This window comes from Nitrospiraceae bacterium, from assembly GCA_020632595.1.
Taxonomy (GTDB): domain Bacteria; phylum Nitrospirota; class Nitrospiria; order Nitrospirales; family UBA8639; genus Nitrospira_E.
This window is the reverse complement of record JACKFF010000004.1, coordinates 42,463-58,331: the sequence shown is the minus strand read 5'-3', so window position 1 is coordinate 58,331 and position 15,869 is coordinate 42,463. Positions and strand designations below refer to the sequence as shown.

Here is a 15,869-nt window from a genome sequence, read left to right as displayed (position 1 = left end):
TTATACACATTCAATGCTTGTACACCCGGCCAGGCTCTGCCGTTCTAATCAATTAGCCAGATAATAGGGAAACACACCCACGACCCGCTCGAGGCGACCGGTTAGGCCTTTTTGAATGGAGCCGGCCTCGCCGACACCTTCACCAGCGAATCTTTCTTTTTACAGAACTCCTCCACTTTGTTTGCAATGCCATGAATGGAGTCAGCCGTGGGAAGATCCGAATGAAACAGCGCATAGGGTTCGCCACGATCACACTGGAGAACCATTTCCGGATCCAGTGGTACACGGCCGAGGAAGGGGACGCCCATGTCCGCGGCCGAGGCTTCACCCCCACCTTTTCTGAACAACTCAATGGATTGGTGGCAATGGGGGCAATCTAACCCGCTCATATTTTCCACAATACCAATGATGGGAAGCTCACTATCCCTCGCGAAGGTAACCGACTTTCTGGAGTCTAACAGGGCTACTTCCTGTGGAGTGGATACAATAACGCAACCTGTGACATCACCGATGAGATCAATCGTCGTTACCGATTCATTCCCGGTCCCTGGCGGCAGGTCAATTAGCAGAAAGTTGAGGTCCTGCCACTCCACTCCACCTAACAGCTGGTTGATGAATTCAAACTTGTACGCATCCCGCCAGATAATGGGATCATCCGAATTTTGCAAAAGAAAAGACATTGAGGCGATTTTTAGATTATAGGCTTGATGGGGAATAATTCCGCCACCTGTACTGATTTTAAGTTTCTGCCCTTCGGCTCCCACCATTTTTGGAATATTCGGGCCATGAATATCCATATCGCATATTCCCACTTCATACCCTTTAAGGGCCAAACTAATGGCAAGATTGGTGGTCATCGTGCTTTTTCCAACCCCGCCCTTATTGCTCATGACCAATATTTTGTAATCAATGCGCTCCATGCGCTTTGCGACCAGCCAGCGACTATGTCCTTCGCGGTCCTTTTGACAGGTTTCGGTTTCATCACAAATGGCACACGCCCACATATAGGTACAGACATCCCCACTCGAACTCGAGGATGGTTGAATCATATTCAGTTCAGTTGCCATGAATCCCTCCACATACATCCACTACGATGATAGTTTGGATAATAAAAATTCGGCCACACGCATATGTCATGACGACGTGGCCATACTGCCCATTTTCTCCACCATATGCTCTAAAAGCGGTAGGACCATTTTCAAATTTTCCTGCACGCCGTTTATGCTTCCGGGCAGATTCATAATGAGCGTGGTCCCCTTAATTCCAGCCGTTCCGCGTGAGAGCATGGCGGTCTTGACTTTTTTAAGACTTTCAGCTCTCATGGCTTCTCCGATGCCGGGTATCTCTTTTTCAATCACATCTCTGGTTGCCTCTGGCGCCCAATCTGTTGGTCGCACACCCGTTCCCCCAAGAGTCAAAATAATATGAGGCGCAGTCGTCTCACAGATTGTGTTCAATTGGCTGGAAATGGCCTGACGATCATCCGCCACGACATCATAGGATAAAAGGGTCAATTGGTGATTCGTCAAGACCCTTTCCAAAGGTGTTCGATTCTCATCAGGTTTTTGGCCTGATTGAATTTTGCTGCTGATCAATACCACAGCCACACGTATCATCGAATGCTTCTCAGGGGTTTCCTATTGCCGCGGACCTGAGTCAGGAACGTCAACATATTCCTCATCCCCACCAGACCCGGCTCCCACTGGTTGCGGGGCTAATGGAGGACGCCGGACTGCCGGCGGGCCAGAGACCGGGGCGGGTGCCCCAGCATCCCCACTTTCTGGAGTTTTTTTCCTGCCAAAGACTTGGGCACTGATAATACCCACTTCATAAAAGAAATACATGGGGATGGCCATAATACATTGGTTGAATGGATCAGGCGTGGGCGTCAGAATAGCCGCGAAAAGAAAGGATCCCAGAAAGGCCCATTTCCTGTATTTTCGCAATATCGGAGCATCCACCCATCCTAATTTAGCCATCAAGGTCAACGCCAGGGGAACCTCAAAAATCAGTCCAAAGACCAACATGAACCACAGGATAAAACCCACATAATTGGCAATAGAAATTTGTGCAATAAACCCCGATGCCAACCCATATGAAATCAAAAAATGTAACGCGAAGGGCAACACGACAAAAAAACAGAAGGTCAATCCCAAATAAAAGGCCACCGTGCTAATGGCGGTGAAAGGTCCGACAAACCGTCTTTCCTGGGCATGTAATCCTGGAAGGACAAATTGCCAGACTTCCCACAACCAGTGAGGGGTCGACAAGACAACTGCACATAACCCGGCCACTTTCACATTTTGCCATAAGGCTTCAGCCGGAGAGAGGAAGACGAAAGGAATTTTTGGCAAATCCGATGGCATCCATTCCCATGAATCTAAAATGAAATAATTTTGCAGAGGGATCCGTAGCCAGGTCACAAGCGTATCTGCATAAAAAAATGTCCCGACAAAAACACAGGCCATAACAATGACGGCACGTGTGAGTCGCCATTGGAACTCCTGCAAATGCTCCATGACGGGCATTTTTTTGTCTTCCAGTGGCTTAAAGACTTTCTCTTCAAACCAGGAGCCAATTTTGCTTTGTTTAGCCATGCGAGTCCTGCGCCACAAAAATCAGAGGGGGGCTCGGTCGCCCCCCTCAGTGCTTACATTTCTTATTGTGGATTCACTGCAATAAACAGATTATTGCCGCGCCGGTTGACTAACAAAACGGCTAACTCATCTTTGGCAATTTTTGACGCAATCTGCTTGAAGTCGTCAATGGTTTTCACGCTTTGGCGACTCACTTCTTGAATGACGTCACCAACTTGAATACCCGCAGCCTCAACGGCGCTGCCCGATTCGACTTTCGAGACGACTACACCTTTGATTTGTTCAGGAATATTGAATTCACTCCGGCTTTCCCCGCTAATCGCCGCGACGGTCATTCCCGACAATACGTTATCCAGTTTGGCCATAGCCGGAGCTTTCTCTTCTTCCACCGGCCCAGTCTTGGCCAGTGCTTGATCGGATGGCCGTTCTCCCAGTTCCAAGGTCAGCATGGTCTCTTTGCCTTCCCGCAATACTTTAATTTCTTTTTTCTTTCCGACCTTTGTTCGGGCAACAATGTTACGAAGGTGATTGACGTCCTTGACAGCTTCTCCGCCGTATTCAAGGATGACATCACCCCGTTGAAGTCCGGCCTTCGCGGAAGGACCGTCTTCATGTACTTCACTGATTAATACCCCGCCCTGTCGACCTTCAGGTAATTGGAATGATTGTGCTAACGCAGGCGTTAATTCCTGAATGGCCACTCCCATCCATCCTCTAACTACCTTCCCGGTTTCGATCAGGCTTGCGGCAATATCCTTCGCAATACTGACTGCGATCGCAAATCCCACACCTTCGGAACCACCCGTCCTGGAGAAAATGGCCGTGTTGATCCCGATAAGCTCCCCTTTCATATTCACCAGGGCTCCACCGGAATTTCCCGGGTTAATCGCCGCATCCGTTTGAATGAAGTCTTCATATTCCGTAATTCCGACACTACCCCGACCAAGGGCACTGATAATTCCCAGAGACACGGTATTGCGCAACCCGAAGGGGCTTCCAAGAGCTAGTACCACATCCCCAACACGAAGGGATTCATATTCTCCCCAGGCCACTGAAGGGAGTGGGCCATTGTCAACTTTGACTTTAATGACCGCCAGATCGGTTTTCGGATCAGTCCCGACAACAGTTGCGGACATCTCTCGTCCATCATGAAAAGACACCTTGATGTCACTTGCATCTTCCACGACGTGGTTATTTGTCAGAATATACCCCCGAGAATCAATAATCACTCCGGACCCGGCACTCATTCCTGGAGGGCCGCCGGGACCACCACCGGGAGGTCCTCCGGGACCACCACCAGGGGGTCCTCCGCCAGGAGGCCCACCAAACGGTCCGGGAGGTAGGCCTCTAGATGGTCCACCCCCACCAGTCACCGCCACGTTGACAACCGCCGGTCCTACTTTTTCAACAATTTCTGAAAAACCCTCAATAAACGCTCCGGGTATAGCCGCTTGCGTCTGGGCGGGAACAAACCACCCGTTTCCCCAAAATCCACCGACCATCCCCAGTCCTACAAAGAGGAAAAGGAACCCCCATGGAGGGGCAATTCGAAACGGTCTGGCAGTGCCAGCAAACAACCGTGACATGTGCATCATCCCGATCTCCTGTTCAAAAAATTTAATAGAAACGGAGTGAATAGGAAAATTTCTATCTCAAAACACTTGGCGTTCTCAAGAAATTCCCCAAGACAAATCGCCTCACTTCGTATAACCTTTTGATTCTACAATAATTGTTTTCCCACGTTCAAAGTCAAATCCCTAGTTTTTTACTACCACCGCCACGGACGTGTGCCCAGCATTGCCTCGTCCTTCTTGTCAAGACTTTTGTTCAAAGAATGAAAAATATTCGCGGAGGACATAAACGTCTTCAGAACCGGCTATTTGGATTGATGAAGACACAAGAAGGCCTCGCTCCGCGGAGCGAAAAGCCCATAAAATTACTGCAGGAAAGATTCAGCCGGAGCAAAAAAGTTGGGATCGAATGAAGATTGATTACAGTCAGGCAGGACTTACTCGGTAATATCCAAGAGGGAGCCCAAAACTTTCCCCTGAATTCTCATGCCGGCCATATTGGCCTCTATGAGATTCACCGCTTGCAAATTGGAAATTATTTCTTCACTGAGATCCACATTAGATCCTTCGCGAAGACTGAACAAGTTATTACTGGAGAGAAGTTGGGGACCGGGGCGTTCATCTGTTTGCAAAGTAACTCTCACTCCACCACCAGCTGACGATTCTTCTAAAAGAGCACGGGTTCGTTTAAAACTTTCCGTTTGGGCATTGGCAATATTATGCGCGCCAATGCTGAGCATTCTTTCCCCGGCTTGAATTCCAGAAAGAGCAGAGGCCATACCGGCAATCATTATGACATCTCCTTTGCCTCAATGGGCTTCTCGCAGCCATCCATATACCATCATGTTATCGACCAAAGTCCCAAAACCTTTCCTAATGTGAATGGAAGAGTTTCCGCAATATGCCGGAGATAGAGATACCCTTACTGAGGAAAATTGTCTTACTGAATATTTACAGACATTGCTGAACCTTGACAGCATTTTTGCTATGGTCTATCAGGCACCTCTTAGGGTTTTTCCTAGGGTTTTTCATAAAGGAGCCATATGCGGGGACTTGTTCTTCATCAAAAGCTTCAACTTCAAACCGACTTACCCCTACCCCCGCGTCCACATGGGGAAGCTAGAATCAGGGTTATCCAAGCTGGAATCTGTTCGACCGATCTTCAGCTACTCAAAGGGTATATGGCCTTTCAAGGGGTTTTGGGGCATGAGTTTGTTGGGATAGTCGATGAGGCCCCCGATACAGAATTGATTGGAAAACGAGTCGTCGGAGAGATCAATGCCGCCTGTCGCACTTGTGAAACCTGTGCCAACGGCCATCCCACGCATTGCCCTCATCGCACCACATTAGGCATCCAGGGCCGGGATGGGGCCTTTGCGGATTATCTTACTCTGCCGGTTGAAAACCTTTTTGTCGTGCCTGACTCCATTTCCGATGATCAGGCCGTCTTTATCGAGCCCTTAGCCGCAGCCTGTGAAATTCCCCAGTTAGTCTCGATCAAACCAACCGACCGGGTGGTCGTCATCGGAGATGGGAAATTGGGGGTACTGTGCGCACAAATTCTTGTGCTTTCAGGATGTGCCGTTACGCTATTGGGCCGTCATTCAGACCATGACACCTGGCTCACCCAGATGGGCATCAAGGTGACCTCGCATCCATCTGCTATTCCTCAAGGTGCAGATATGATTGTGGAAGCCACTGGAAGCCCCGAAGGACTTTCCACGGCCATCCAATTGATTCGACCCAGAGGTACCCTTGTGCTTAAATCCACGTATCATGGAGACGTGTCTTTAAATATGGCGACTTTTGTCATTCAGGAAATATCCTTAATTGGATCTCGTTGTGGCCCGTTCCCTCCGGCCATCCGCCTCTTAGCATCGAAGCACATCCGGGTCGATCCGCTTATCCATGCCCGCTATCCACTTCTGGATGGGGTTCTGGCCATGGAAAAAGCCGCGCAACCTGGCGTACGCAAAGTCCTGCTGCAAATGACCTAAATCAAGGCGGGGTGGCAACAATATTTTTTGTATCCAATGCTGGTTGAATGCTTCATCCTTTGGTATGATGGACAGTAAATTCGCCGAGCTGGCGTAGCTCAATCGGTAGAGCAGCGGTTTTGTAAACCGCAGGTCGGAGGTTCAATTCCTCTCGCCAGCTCCACACAACATATGTGACTGCCAAATTTTGGCAGCAGCGCCCACGTTAGGCTATCAGGGAAGACGTCACGGACCGCTCTGTAATCAGTTCAATCGTTCCCTTCAACCCTTCCACCGTGTTCCCCCTGACCTCTATGTTCAAAAATATTCTTAGAGAGCAGCAGTAATCTTTCACGCCCTGAGCCTTCAACGTCGTGATACAAGGCCGCATTTCCTCCAAAATGCTACGGGTTCAACCGATTGTCAGATTCACGGTCACCACCCCTTGTGTAATGCTTATTGAATTTTTGCATTAAGAAAAACGGCTTTTGTTCAGGAAGTTATCTGTTAAAATGGCATGACATGACGATAGCCCGGTCCTGCAGGGAATTGCGGGAGGTCCCATTCCGTCATGAGGCGAGAATATTAGATTCTCAAACAGGACCAGAAGTCAGAGAAGGATTAGGAATATTCCCAACTGGCCACCCATCCCTTTTCATTTGTGCATGGTCAGATTGCGCACACAATGAACGACGATAAGCAAACAACCCTGCCCGCGGAAAAATCCACCCCTACACCCCTGGCTGATCACACAAAGCCTGACAACCTTAGACGACAATCGGCTCCTGGTAAGCCTTCGTCCAAGGCCCGAACACCCAGTCTGAATTCGCCGGAATCTTCACATGCAGAAACCGTGTCCATGCTGAAAAAACAGTATCAGCTCGCAAAGCGTCAGAAACGATGGATAAAACGAGCAGGGGTCATAGGGGTCGTTCTAGTTCTATTAGGTGGGTTGGGCACATGGTTGGCGGGGGAGAATAAGGCTTTTAAAATGGCCATCCTGAGAGTCGTCGCTCCGGTTCTGAGCATTCATCTGGATCCCGAAATGGTCTCAATTCCTGCCGGGACTTTTCAACAGGGAAATAGTCTGGAAGAGAATACCTCAAGCGAACATCCGCTAAGAAAGGTTCATATCAAAAAATTTGCTCTTGGGCGATTCGAGGTCACCTTCGAAGAATATGACCGGTTCGCCATATCGACGGGACGGCCGCTTCCGGGAGATGAGGGATGGGGCCGGGAAGGGCATCCGGTCATCAATGTCTCGTGGAAAGACGCCATGGACTATGCATCGTGGTTATCACAGGAAACCGGTTATCGCTTTCGACTCCCCACAGAGTCTGAGTGGGAATATGCAGCCAGAAATATGGGAAAAGGCCAAATTTGGGCGGGAACCTCAGAACAAGAACAACTTGCGACATATGCCTGGTTCAACGCAAACAGCAATGGAAGAACTCAGCCAGTTGGAACCCGACAAGCCAACAGCCTTGGCCTTCATGACCTGAGTGGCAATGTATGGGAGTGGGTCCAGGATTGCTGGCACGACGACTATCAGCATGCCCCAACGAATGGGTCGGCGTGGTTAGAGGCAAACAATGGGATGTGCGGAACACGGGTGAGGCGCGGAGGTGGCTGGACTAACGCTCCAATGTCTTTGCGTTCTTCGTCTCGTAACGGGTACAGCGCCGATTCGCGGAGCATCCAAATCGGGTTTCGTCTCGCGCAGGATATCCCATAGCATAGGCAGCCTTCCCATTTTTGTATTCTCTTGCCACCGACTTCCTGCCATGATCATCCAAATGTGTATCGGCGACCTAGAAAGTTCCTCCAAGGCCTAACGTCCAGACCGCGTCAGGACGAAGTCCTTCATCTTTATTGAGGGGGAGCTGGACGGCTGCTTGAACCAGAGTGTTGGGAAGAGGGGCCCATTTTAGGCCGGGAGCCAAATCGACGATGTCCTTCCCACTGTTATCCTTATCGTCCAATTCGTGGCGGCCCAGAAGGTCAAGAGAGAAAGCAAAGACGGGAATAGGTGCCAGATCAAAGCCTGCTACATAGGTAAAAAGATTCAGATCGGATTTGTTGTTGACGAGCACGAAACCCGTATTCACATGGGGACCAATCATGCCGATCGGGGACGAATAGTATTTAGAAGCCACAGCCAATCCCTGAAATTTGAATTCTCCGACTCCCATGAAGTTATCCTCATTTCCGGTGGGAAAAGAAACATCCCCCCGGACGCCCAAATCAGGCAAGATTTCATGGTTCTTCAGCATGTTATATTTGGTTCGGAGGACAACATCCCCGATTCCGGTTTTATCCGCCGAAGAACTGTCTTTTGAAGGGTCTCCCGTGCCGGGTGCCGTTCCATTGATCACATATATACCACTGCAATTTCCACCTTGAGTACAAGGGACCCCGTTTGCATCAAGCATGGTTGCCTTCGCTTTGGCCTTGATCTTGTTATTGATGAGAGGAACCAGAAGATTGACGTCCCAATTATCCGTGATGCCGTACGTAGCAAAAAACCCCACAAAATTGGTAATCACTTTGACGTCCAGATCAACTTGCAATAGTTCATCCAACCCCGGCGCATTCGGCGGAGTTCCGGGCCCGGCCGTGGGAGGGACATCGGCACTGAGGGAAGACAGATCCTTCCCATTAAATTTTTTGTAATTGGCGTTTGACCAGACGACCTGGAAATCAAATCGTCCTTTTCCAAGCGTGTCGGCCCGTTCCGCAAAGAGCGGACCGAGGCTTTTGGTGACTTCAACAGGAACTCCCCGCTCGACATCAAACCGGTAGGCTGCCACGGTAGAGTTTACGGCAAATTGGCCTGTTTGAGCCCCAATGCCATTGGTCAGTTCATTAAAGGAATTAAATACCGCATTGCCAAAATCATTGGACCGATTACCTGCAAAATTAGGATCTGTTTGAAACCCATTTCCCCCATAAAGATCAGGAATCACATTTTTTAGTTCTTTGCCTTGAGTGACAGATTGACTGAGGAGGAGCATTGCCAACACTAGGAAACAGGCCAACCGCTCAATTCGCCTACATACCAAGTTCTGCATGAGCCAATAAGTCATTATTTTTCCTCATATAATTGGAATAAACAAAAGGGTTTCCCAAAAATTTCCGAACAACGGGGTTGGCGCGATGGTCTAAACGCAATTATCGACTTTAACTATGGGTTTGGGGGATGGTACGCTCAACACCACAGGTCCAGAAGAAGGGTGTGCATCATGCCCTTCTTCAGTTTAAGTGGCTATAAGATGGAATCATATCCAAAAAATGCGATGCTGACGTAGAGAAAACCAGGCGATCCTATAAACTCTTCCCCATGAAGTCAATCCATTTTTTCCAGAGGGACCGCTACAACTAGCCCCTACCCAGCCGTAGTACCCGCAATTTGGGGAAATGCCCGACCGGCTTCAGGAAGAGAACGGTCTGTTATTTTTCAAGTCGTGTACAAGGCCAACAATGGCATCTTCGTGGCCAGACCCAGTAAACTGGTCCCAAGAACGGCCGTTGCAAGAGATCAGCGCATGCCTATTACACGTTCTTTTACTCGTTGCCGTGCAGCTAGGACCGAACCAAACGAAAGAAAAAGACCAAAGAGGACATTCCGATGCATCAAGAAAATGGCCGTTGCTTATTTTCTACCGGGAATTTTCATGAGTAAAATCGAGTTGCGCTACAGGAGCCCGTGAACGGTGTTCGATCGCATTCTTCTTCATCCCATCTTGAGAAAAGGATCTCTTCATTCTCCCGGCATCTTGCTGCTTTCTTTTTTGTTATGCAGTTTGACCGTGTGGCTCCTTCCAATACAGACATACGCAGATACTTCCAGTAGTACCGTAAACGGAAAAGTTCCTGCCCAATATATCGCGGAAACCCAGGGGAAATCCTGGGCCGTCATCATAGGGATTGATAAATACCTAAATCTCGCCGGTCTGGCCTACGCAGTCGATGATGCAAAATCGGTGGCCCGCATGCTCGGGCGTCAAGGATTTACCGTCACATCACTCTACAACACCCAAGCCACGAAAAAAGCGATCCTTCAAGAGTTACGGCAAAACCTTGTCGCACAAGTACAAAAAAATGATCGAGTGCTCATCTTTTTTGCGGGGCATATCGGGGAAACACCCGGCAAGGGAAAGCAACAACCCGTGGGTTATATGATGCCCGTCGATACCGAACCTGGCCTTCTTGCGGACACTGCAATCAGTGTGGACCTTCTTCGTGAACTGTCCGAATCCCTTCCGGCAAAACAGGTCTTATTTCTCATTGACATATGTTACGGAGGCATTGCCGGTCGCAGTCAGCGTTCGTTTCCCCCCATGACCAGTAATTATCTGAAGATGATTGCCAGTGAACCTGCACGCCAATTGATTACCGCAGGAGGAACCGGGCAACAAGCCTTGGCCGGACCGAAATGGAAACATAGCGTGTTTACTTATTATCTTCTGGAAGGCATTGGAAAGGGAAAGGGTGACCTGAACGGCGATGGGATCATTCCCGCATCCGAACTCTTCGCCTTTCTCGATGAACACGTGCAATCAGCTGCTCTAACTCATAAACATGTGCAACGACCGGAAATGTGGGGATTGAGTGCGGATAAGGGAGAATTTGTCTTTATTCCCGAAAAATTTTCCTCCAACCCTCAAGTCGCGAAAACCCCCAATGGTCAAGGAAAGGCGAGCAATCCTGCAGCTGGAACCGTCGAGACCATTGTCGGACTCTTAAAGAGTTTTGGAAATCCCCTGGATGTCTTCAACAACGTTCCATCGGGAAAAAGCGAGCAGGCTAATGCACAAAAAACGGTGGAAGAAGAAGCTGCCGCGTTAGAGGCAGAGCGGGAAAAGTTTGAGTTGCAAGCTCTCCAATCTTTAAAGGAGCAACGTCAGCGGGAAAAGGATCTGCAAGCACAACTGGCCGAAGCCCAGCGCCTGGCTGCGGAGGAGGAACGCCGACGGGTTGCCGCGGAACAGGCCCGCCAGGAACAAGAAGCCCTCTTAGCGCAACAACAAGCCGCATTAAAAGCCGAGCAAGCCCGCCTGGCCGCCGAAGAAAAGCAACGCCAACTGGCCTTAGCGCAACTGGCCGAAGCCCAGCGCCTGGCTGCGGAGGAGGAACGGCGGCGGGTTGCCGCGGAACAGGCCCGCCAGGAACAAGAAGCCCTCTTAGCGCAACAACAAGCCGCGTTAAAAGCTCAACAAGCCAAGCTGGCTGCCGAGGAAGAACGCCGCAAACAGCTCTTGGCACAACAAGAACGGGAATTTCAAACACAATTGGCCATAGCCCAGCGAATGGTGGCTGAAGAAGAACGGCGACGAGTGGAGGCCGAAAAGGCCCGTCTCGCGGCAGAGGAGCAAAAACGCAAACAACTCCTGGCGGAACGGGAACTCACCCGCCAAACTCAACTGGCTGAAGCTCGCCGAATGGCCGAGGAACAGGCCCGCATAGAGGCTGAGGAACAACGCCGCAAGGAAGCCCTGGCCAAACAGGAACTCACCCGCCAAACCCAACTGGCTGAAGCCCGCCGAGCGGCCGAGGAGCAGGCCCGCATGGAGGCTGAGGAACAACGCCGCAAGGAAGCCCTGGCCAAACAGGAACTCACCCGCCAGACTCAACTGGCTGAAGCCCGCCGAGTGGCTGAGGAACAGGCTCGTATAAGGCAAGAGGCCGCGATGAAAGCCGAAAAGGCCCGACTCGCAGCCCTTGAGGAAGAGCGGGAACAAGTCGCACGCCTGAAGCAAGAGGCGGCGATGAAAGCCGAAAAAGCCAGACTGGCGGCGGAAGAGGAACAACGCCGGCAAGCCGCGGAAGCGCGGCGCCTGGCTGATTTGGAAGAGGAGCGACGGCGAGTCGCCGCAGAACGGGAGCGCAAGGAACTAGAGGCAAGACTTGCGCAACCACATCTTGGCCCGAATGGTGGAAGTGATCCGGCAGAGCCTTCTCCTGAAAGTTCGTCATCGCCTGGCACCATTTCCTCCTTCACGCCTTCTCCCCCTTCCCCCTCGGAGATTGAACCACCCTCGAACGAGAGTTCAGGGTTTTTCGGATTTTTTAAGAATATGTTTCAGAATGACCCTGGCTCACAGCCAGAGGCCACCGGTCAACCGAACGCATCTCAACCGGAACCCATCCTTGAAGCACGGCTTCATCAACAGGATTTACCTGGCGCTGTTCAGTCCGCTTTGTCAGGAAATGATGACGTCCCCATGATCTTAATTCCCGCAGGAGAATTTAGGATGGGAAGCACTGAGGATCAGATTTCCGGCCTTCTGAAAGACTTTGAGGGAGTCCAGTTCAATGCCTTCCAAGCAGAGATTCCTCAACGACAGGTGAATCTTAAAGCCTATTACATTGATCAATACGAGGTCAGCTACCGCCAATATCGTGCATTTCTTGAATCGACAGGTCGGGCAGCACCTGCGTTCTGGGAAAATGAACGATTTCACAAACCCGATCATCCGGTCCTCGGAGTGACCTGGTATGACGCGACGGCCTACTGCACCTGGGCTGGCAAACGCCTTCCTACCGAGGCGGAATGGGAACACGCTGCTCGGGGGCCTCAAGATTATGCCTATCCGTGGGGGAACTTGTGGGATCCTCAACGAACCAATACGGCGAGTTATTGGGCAGGCAAAAACTTTTCATCAATGGCAAAATGGGGTGAATGGATGCAAACCGCTTTGGATCGTGGAAAAGCCGGCCCGTTAGAAGTTGGCACATTCCCGAATGGAGTGAGTTCATTTGGCGTTCATGACATGGCTGGAAATGTATCCGAGTGGGTCTTCGATTGGTATACGCCATACGAGAACCAACCGAGGCTCATCCACAATCCCAACGGAGCAGACTCCGGCACCATGAAAGTGCATCGTGGAGGATCCTGGAGTGTGAGTTCGATTTTTGCCCGGTCAACCTATCGGGCGCGAGAAAATCCTGAAACGAGAAGTCCCTACATTGGCATGCGTTGCGCAAAATCCTCTCAGTAATTTCTTCAATCCATGCCCTGATCTCAATCAACAGTCCCTCCCGGAATGGCTTCTTGGACCGCTGTCGCCCCCAAGCGCTCCCCTCAGCCAACAGGAACTATTGAATCTCCCAATCTGTGGAGGTGGATCCTGGGAATCCCACGGTGGAAATCCTCAATCCATCCATCAGCCACACCGCTACCGTCCCATTCCGGCTATTACGCCAAATGACATCCGCCCTGCCATCCCCGTTCACATCACGCGCCTCTGACATTTGCCAGACGGCCGGCACCCCGCCCGGGAACCCTGAGGCGGCAATGGTGGTCCCGTTCATCAACCAGATTGCCGTACTGCCGTCAATCGTATTGCGCCAAATCAGATCTGCCTTCCGGTCGCCATTCACATCGCCCACACCCGTGATCTCAAAAGCCGTAGAGGCGCTTCCAGGAAAACCAACGGCCGTCGCCGACAATCCGTCCATCAGCCACACGGCCACTCCCCCACTGGTGCCGTTGCGCCAAATAACATCGGCCTTGTTATCCCCGTTCACATCGCCCACCCCCGCGATTTGCCAGGCCACCGGCACTCCACCCGGAAAGCCTGAGGCCGCAATCGTCGTTCCATCCATCAACCAGATGGCGGTGTTGCCATTAGAATTGTTTCGCCAAACCAGATCAGCTTTGCCATTGGCATCAAGATCTCCCAAGGCTGGCGCGGTCTTGAGTGGGACCAACGCCAAGGCTGTCGTCACAAAAAAGTCCGGGCCCGTAAGCGCAATCGCGGTTCTGGTTTTGTTGTTCACATGGATCGTTTCAAACAGCATATTCTTGGTAAATCCTGAGGTCACCTTATTCTGACCGGAAAAATGATACAGAAGGTCCGTCGACGATCCTACCCCTATGGTTTCACTTTCCCGGAAATTTGGTTGTCCGGCCACGGCGCCGGCTGAGACATCCAGGAATTCCGTCGTCGCTCCCGTCGTCGTATTCACCGTATAAATCCGGGCCGGAAACACCGTTGCCACCCCTGGCACGGGTCGATTGTCCGTGATCGCATAGAGGATCCCGGCCGCATCAAACGCCAGGTCCATGAAATTCCCCAGAAGTTTGGCCTTTTGGGTAGCCACACCGGTCTTGGGATTAATCGTCACTAACCGGCGGGCACTGTTTACTTCAGACCTCACCACAAGCAAGCCCCAGAGCTGACCGGTCCCAGGCTCTGTGGCCAACCCCCGTCCCCCCTCTAAGGATTCACCCGTCGATAAGGACAGTGGGATCGTGGCCAGGGTGGCTCCAGTATCGGGATTGAGCCGATACAGATTTGGCCGGGCTCCCGCCTGTTGCGAAAGCGTCAGCTCTTCCACGGAATACAGCGTAGACCCCACAAAGGCCAGACCATGGGTACGGTGGTTCAGATCCGCAATTTTGGTTACGACTCCATCAGTGCGAAGTCGGTAGAGGCTGTTCACAAGCGGTCCGATTCTGGGATCATTTTGTACGCCCATAAGAAAAACCGGCGGTCCGGAGGAAATGACGAGGGCCACCGCACTGCCTGGAGTGACCTTTATTCCAGCCACGGGCGTTTGATTGATGACGGTGCCGCTAGGCACCGTTTCGCTGTTGGCGGTCGTTATGCTCCCCACCGTTAAGCCCGCTTCGATCAGAGCCGTCTGGGCGCTACTCTGCGTCAAGCCCACGACATCGGGCACGGTTGTTCCCAGCGATACCACCAAAGCAACCGCACTTCCAGGGTTCACAGTGGTACCGGCCCCCGGGTTTTGATTTATCACTCTCCCGGCCGCTACCGTGGCGCTATTGGCCATGGTCACCGTTCCCACGGTTAGGCCGGCGGAAGTCAGCGCTTTTTGGGCGTCGGCTTGCGTGCGACCAACTACATTCGGAACTTGTGTTCCTCGGGACACGACCAGGGCCACAGCACTTCCCGCTGCTACCTTTTTTCCGGCTACCGGATTTTGACTAATAACCTTGCCTGCCGCCACAGTCGCACTATTGGCCGTCGTCACTGCACCGACGGTCAAACCAGCCGTGGTAATCGCCGATTGAGCAACTGCCTGCGTCATGCCCACTACATTCGGGACTGTGCTGCCGAGTGATACGACCAGGTCTACCGGACTTCCAAATGCCACACTGATTCCGGCCGTGGGGTTTTGACTGATGACCTTGCCTGCCGACACAGTCGCGCTACTGGCCGTTGTGACCCTCCCGACGATTAATCCTGCTTTGACCAGATCCTGTTGGGCGTCAGCTTGCTTTCGACCGACGACGTTGGGGACTGACACGCCAGATACCACCAGATCAACCTTCGTCCCTCGGACGACATTAATTCCTGCTGCCGGGTCTTGAATGATGACAGTACCGGGCAGGACGGTGACAATATTCGCCGAGGTTATCTTTCCCACCTTCAACTTTGCCTTGATAATATCTGCCTCCGCCGCAGCCTGTGGGCTGCCCACGACATTGGGGACTTCGACAGCTCTTGCCGTCCCAGGGAAGGCACAGGTCAGAAGGAGAAGACTTCCTAGGACGAGTAGCTGTAAAACCAGGAAGTTGAGGGCCTGACGGGTTCCCTGATGTGGGCGATTCAAGATCTGCTGATGCTGAACTTTCATTGCGTCCATGTCGTGTATGCTCCATTCAGCAACAATTGCGGAACCATATGACAAAACAAGGGTTCGAATCCATACTCTGGCCCCAGCGATCCCTTTTTTGAACGGCACTCCTGCTT

The 15,869-nt window shown here is 51.5% G+C and carries 10 protein-coding genes and 1 tRNA gene; 4 read left to right on the top strand and 7 right to left on the bottom strand.

Annotation, left to right across the window (positions count from 1 at the left end):
• Positions 1–101: 101 nt before the first annotated feature.
• From H6750_09380 to H6750_09360, 5 genes are all read right to left on the bottom strand, one after another.
• A complete protein-coding gene (locus tag H6750_09380; protein ID MCB9774518.1) occupies positions 102–1,067 on the bottom strand; it encodes an Mrp/NBP35 family ATP-binding protein in 966 nt (321 codons plus the stop codon).
• A 66-nt stretch (positions 1,068–1,133) separates the two neighbouring features.
• Positions 1,134–1,616: a MogA/MoaB family molybdenum cofactor biosynthesis protein gene (locus H6750_09375; protein MCB9774517.1), complete on the bottom strand. Its 483-nt coding sequence runs from the start codon at positions 1,614–1,616 to the stop codon at positions 1,134–1,136.
• A 21-nt stretch (positions 1,617–1,637) separates the two neighbouring features.
• On the bottom strand, positions 1,638–2,597 hold the full coding sequence (gene tatC / locus H6750_09370) for a twin-arginine translocase subunit TatC (GenBank protein ID MCB9774516.1): 960 nt from the start codon (positions 2,595–2,597) through the stop codon (positions 1,638–1,640).
• A gap of 62 nt (positions 2,598–2,659) precedes the next feature.
• Positions 2,660–4,099 (bottom strand): Do family serine endopeptidase, encoded by a 1,440-nt coding sequence (locus tag H6750_09365; protein MCB9774515.1) that lies wholly within the window; start codon positions 4,097–4,099, stop codon positions 2,660–2,662.
• Positions 4,100–4,605: 506 nt separating this feature from the next.
• The gene (locus H6750_09360) at positions 4,606–4,959 is read right to left on the bottom strand and encodes a hypothetical protein (protein ID MCB9774514.1); all 354 of its coding nucleotides are present in this window, start codon (positions 4,957–4,959) and stop codon (positions 4,606–4,608) included.
• A gap of 252 nt (positions 4,960–5,211) precedes the next feature.
• Between H6750_09360 and H6750_09355 the strand changes: the two genes are divergently transcribed.
• The 3 genes from H6750_09355 to H6750_09345 all read left to right on the top strand — a co-directional run bounded on the left by H6750_09355 (position 5,212) and on the right by H6750_09345 (position 7,879).
• Complete coding sequence (locus H6750_09355; protein ID MCB9774513.1) at positions 5,212–6,165, top strand: alcohol dehydrogenase catalytic domain-containing protein; 954 nt, start codon at positions 5,212–5,214, stop codon at positions 6,163–6,165.
• Between the two features lie 87 nt (positions 6,166–6,252).
• Positions 6,253–6,328, top strand: a tRNA-Thr gene (locus H6750_09350).
• Between the two features lie 675 nt (positions 6,329–7,003).
• The gene (locus H6750_09345; protein MCB9774512.1) at positions 7,004–7,879 is read left to right on the top strand and encodes a formylglycine-generating enzyme family protein; all 876 of its coding nucleotides are present in this window, start codon (positions 7,004–7,006) and stop codon (positions 7,877–7,879) included.
• A gap of 76 nt (positions 7,880–7,955) precedes the next feature.
• On the opposite strand, the gene H6750_09340 is transcribed toward H6750_09345, so the two are convergent.
• On the bottom strand, positions 7,956–9,230 hold the full coding sequence (locus tag H6750_09340; GenBank protein MCB9774511.1) for a hypothetical protein: 1,275 nt from the start codon (positions 9,228–9,230) through the stop codon (positions 7,956–7,958).
• A gap of 627 nt (positions 9,231–9,857) precedes the next feature.
• Here H6750_09340 and H6750_09335 point away from each other — a divergent pair.
• A complete protein-coding gene (locus H6750_09335; protein MCB9774510.1) occupies positions 9,858–13,145 on the top strand; it encodes an SUMF1/EgtB/PvdO family nonheme iron enzyme in 3,288 nt (1,095 codons plus the stop codon).
• A gap of 97 nt (positions 13,146–13,242) precedes the next feature.
• On the opposite strand, the gene H6750_09330 is transcribed toward H6750_09335, so the two are convergent.
• Complete coding sequence (locus H6750_09330; GenBank protein ID MCB9774509.1) at positions 13,243–15,762, bottom strand: PASTA domain-containing protein; 2,520 nt, start codon at positions 15,760–15,762, stop codon at positions 13,243–13,245.
• Between the last annotated feature and the right edge of the window lie 107 nt (positions 15,763–15,869).

What these genes read in the sequence shown, in the direction of transcription:
- H6750_09360 (MCB9774514.1), bottom strand. Translation starts at nt 4,959, where the DNA reads ATGATTGCCGGTATGGCCTCTGCTCTTTCTGGAATTCAAGCCGGGGAA.
- H6750_09380 (MCB9774518.1), bottom strand. Translation starts at nt 1,067, where the DNA reads ATGGCAACTGAACTGAATATGATTCAACCATCCTCGAGTTCGAGTGGG.
- H6750_09345 (MCB9774512.1), top strand. Translation starts at nt 7,004, where the DNA reads ATGCTGAAAAAACAGTATCAGCTCGCAAAGCGTCAGAAACGATGGATA.
- tatC (MCB9774516.1), bottom strand. Translation starts at nt 2,597, where the DNA reads ATGGCTAAACAAAGCAAAATTGGCTCCTGGTTTGAAGAGAAAGTCTTT.
- H6750_09375 (MCB9774517.1), bottom strand. Translation starts at nt 1,616, where the DNA reads ATGATACGTGTGGCTGTGGTATTGATCAGCAGCAAAATTCAATCAGGC.
- H6750_09355 (MCB9774513.1), top strand. Translation starts at nt 5,212, where the DNA reads ATGCGGGGACTTGTTCTTCATCAAAAGCTTCAACTTCAAACCGACTTA.
- H6750_09365 (MCB9774515.1), bottom strand. Translation starts at nt 4,099, where the DNA reads ATGGTCGGTGGATTTTGGGGAAACGGGTGGTTTGTTCCCGCCCAGACG.
- H6750_09340 (MCB9774511.1), bottom strand. Translation starts at nt 9,230, where the DNA reads ATGACTTATTGGCTCATGCAGAACTTGGTATGTAGGCGAATTGAGCGG.
- H6750_09330 (MCB9774509.1), bottom strand. Translation starts at nt 15,762, where the DNA reads ATGGACGCAATGAAAGTTCAGCATCAGCAGATCTTGAATCGCCCACAT.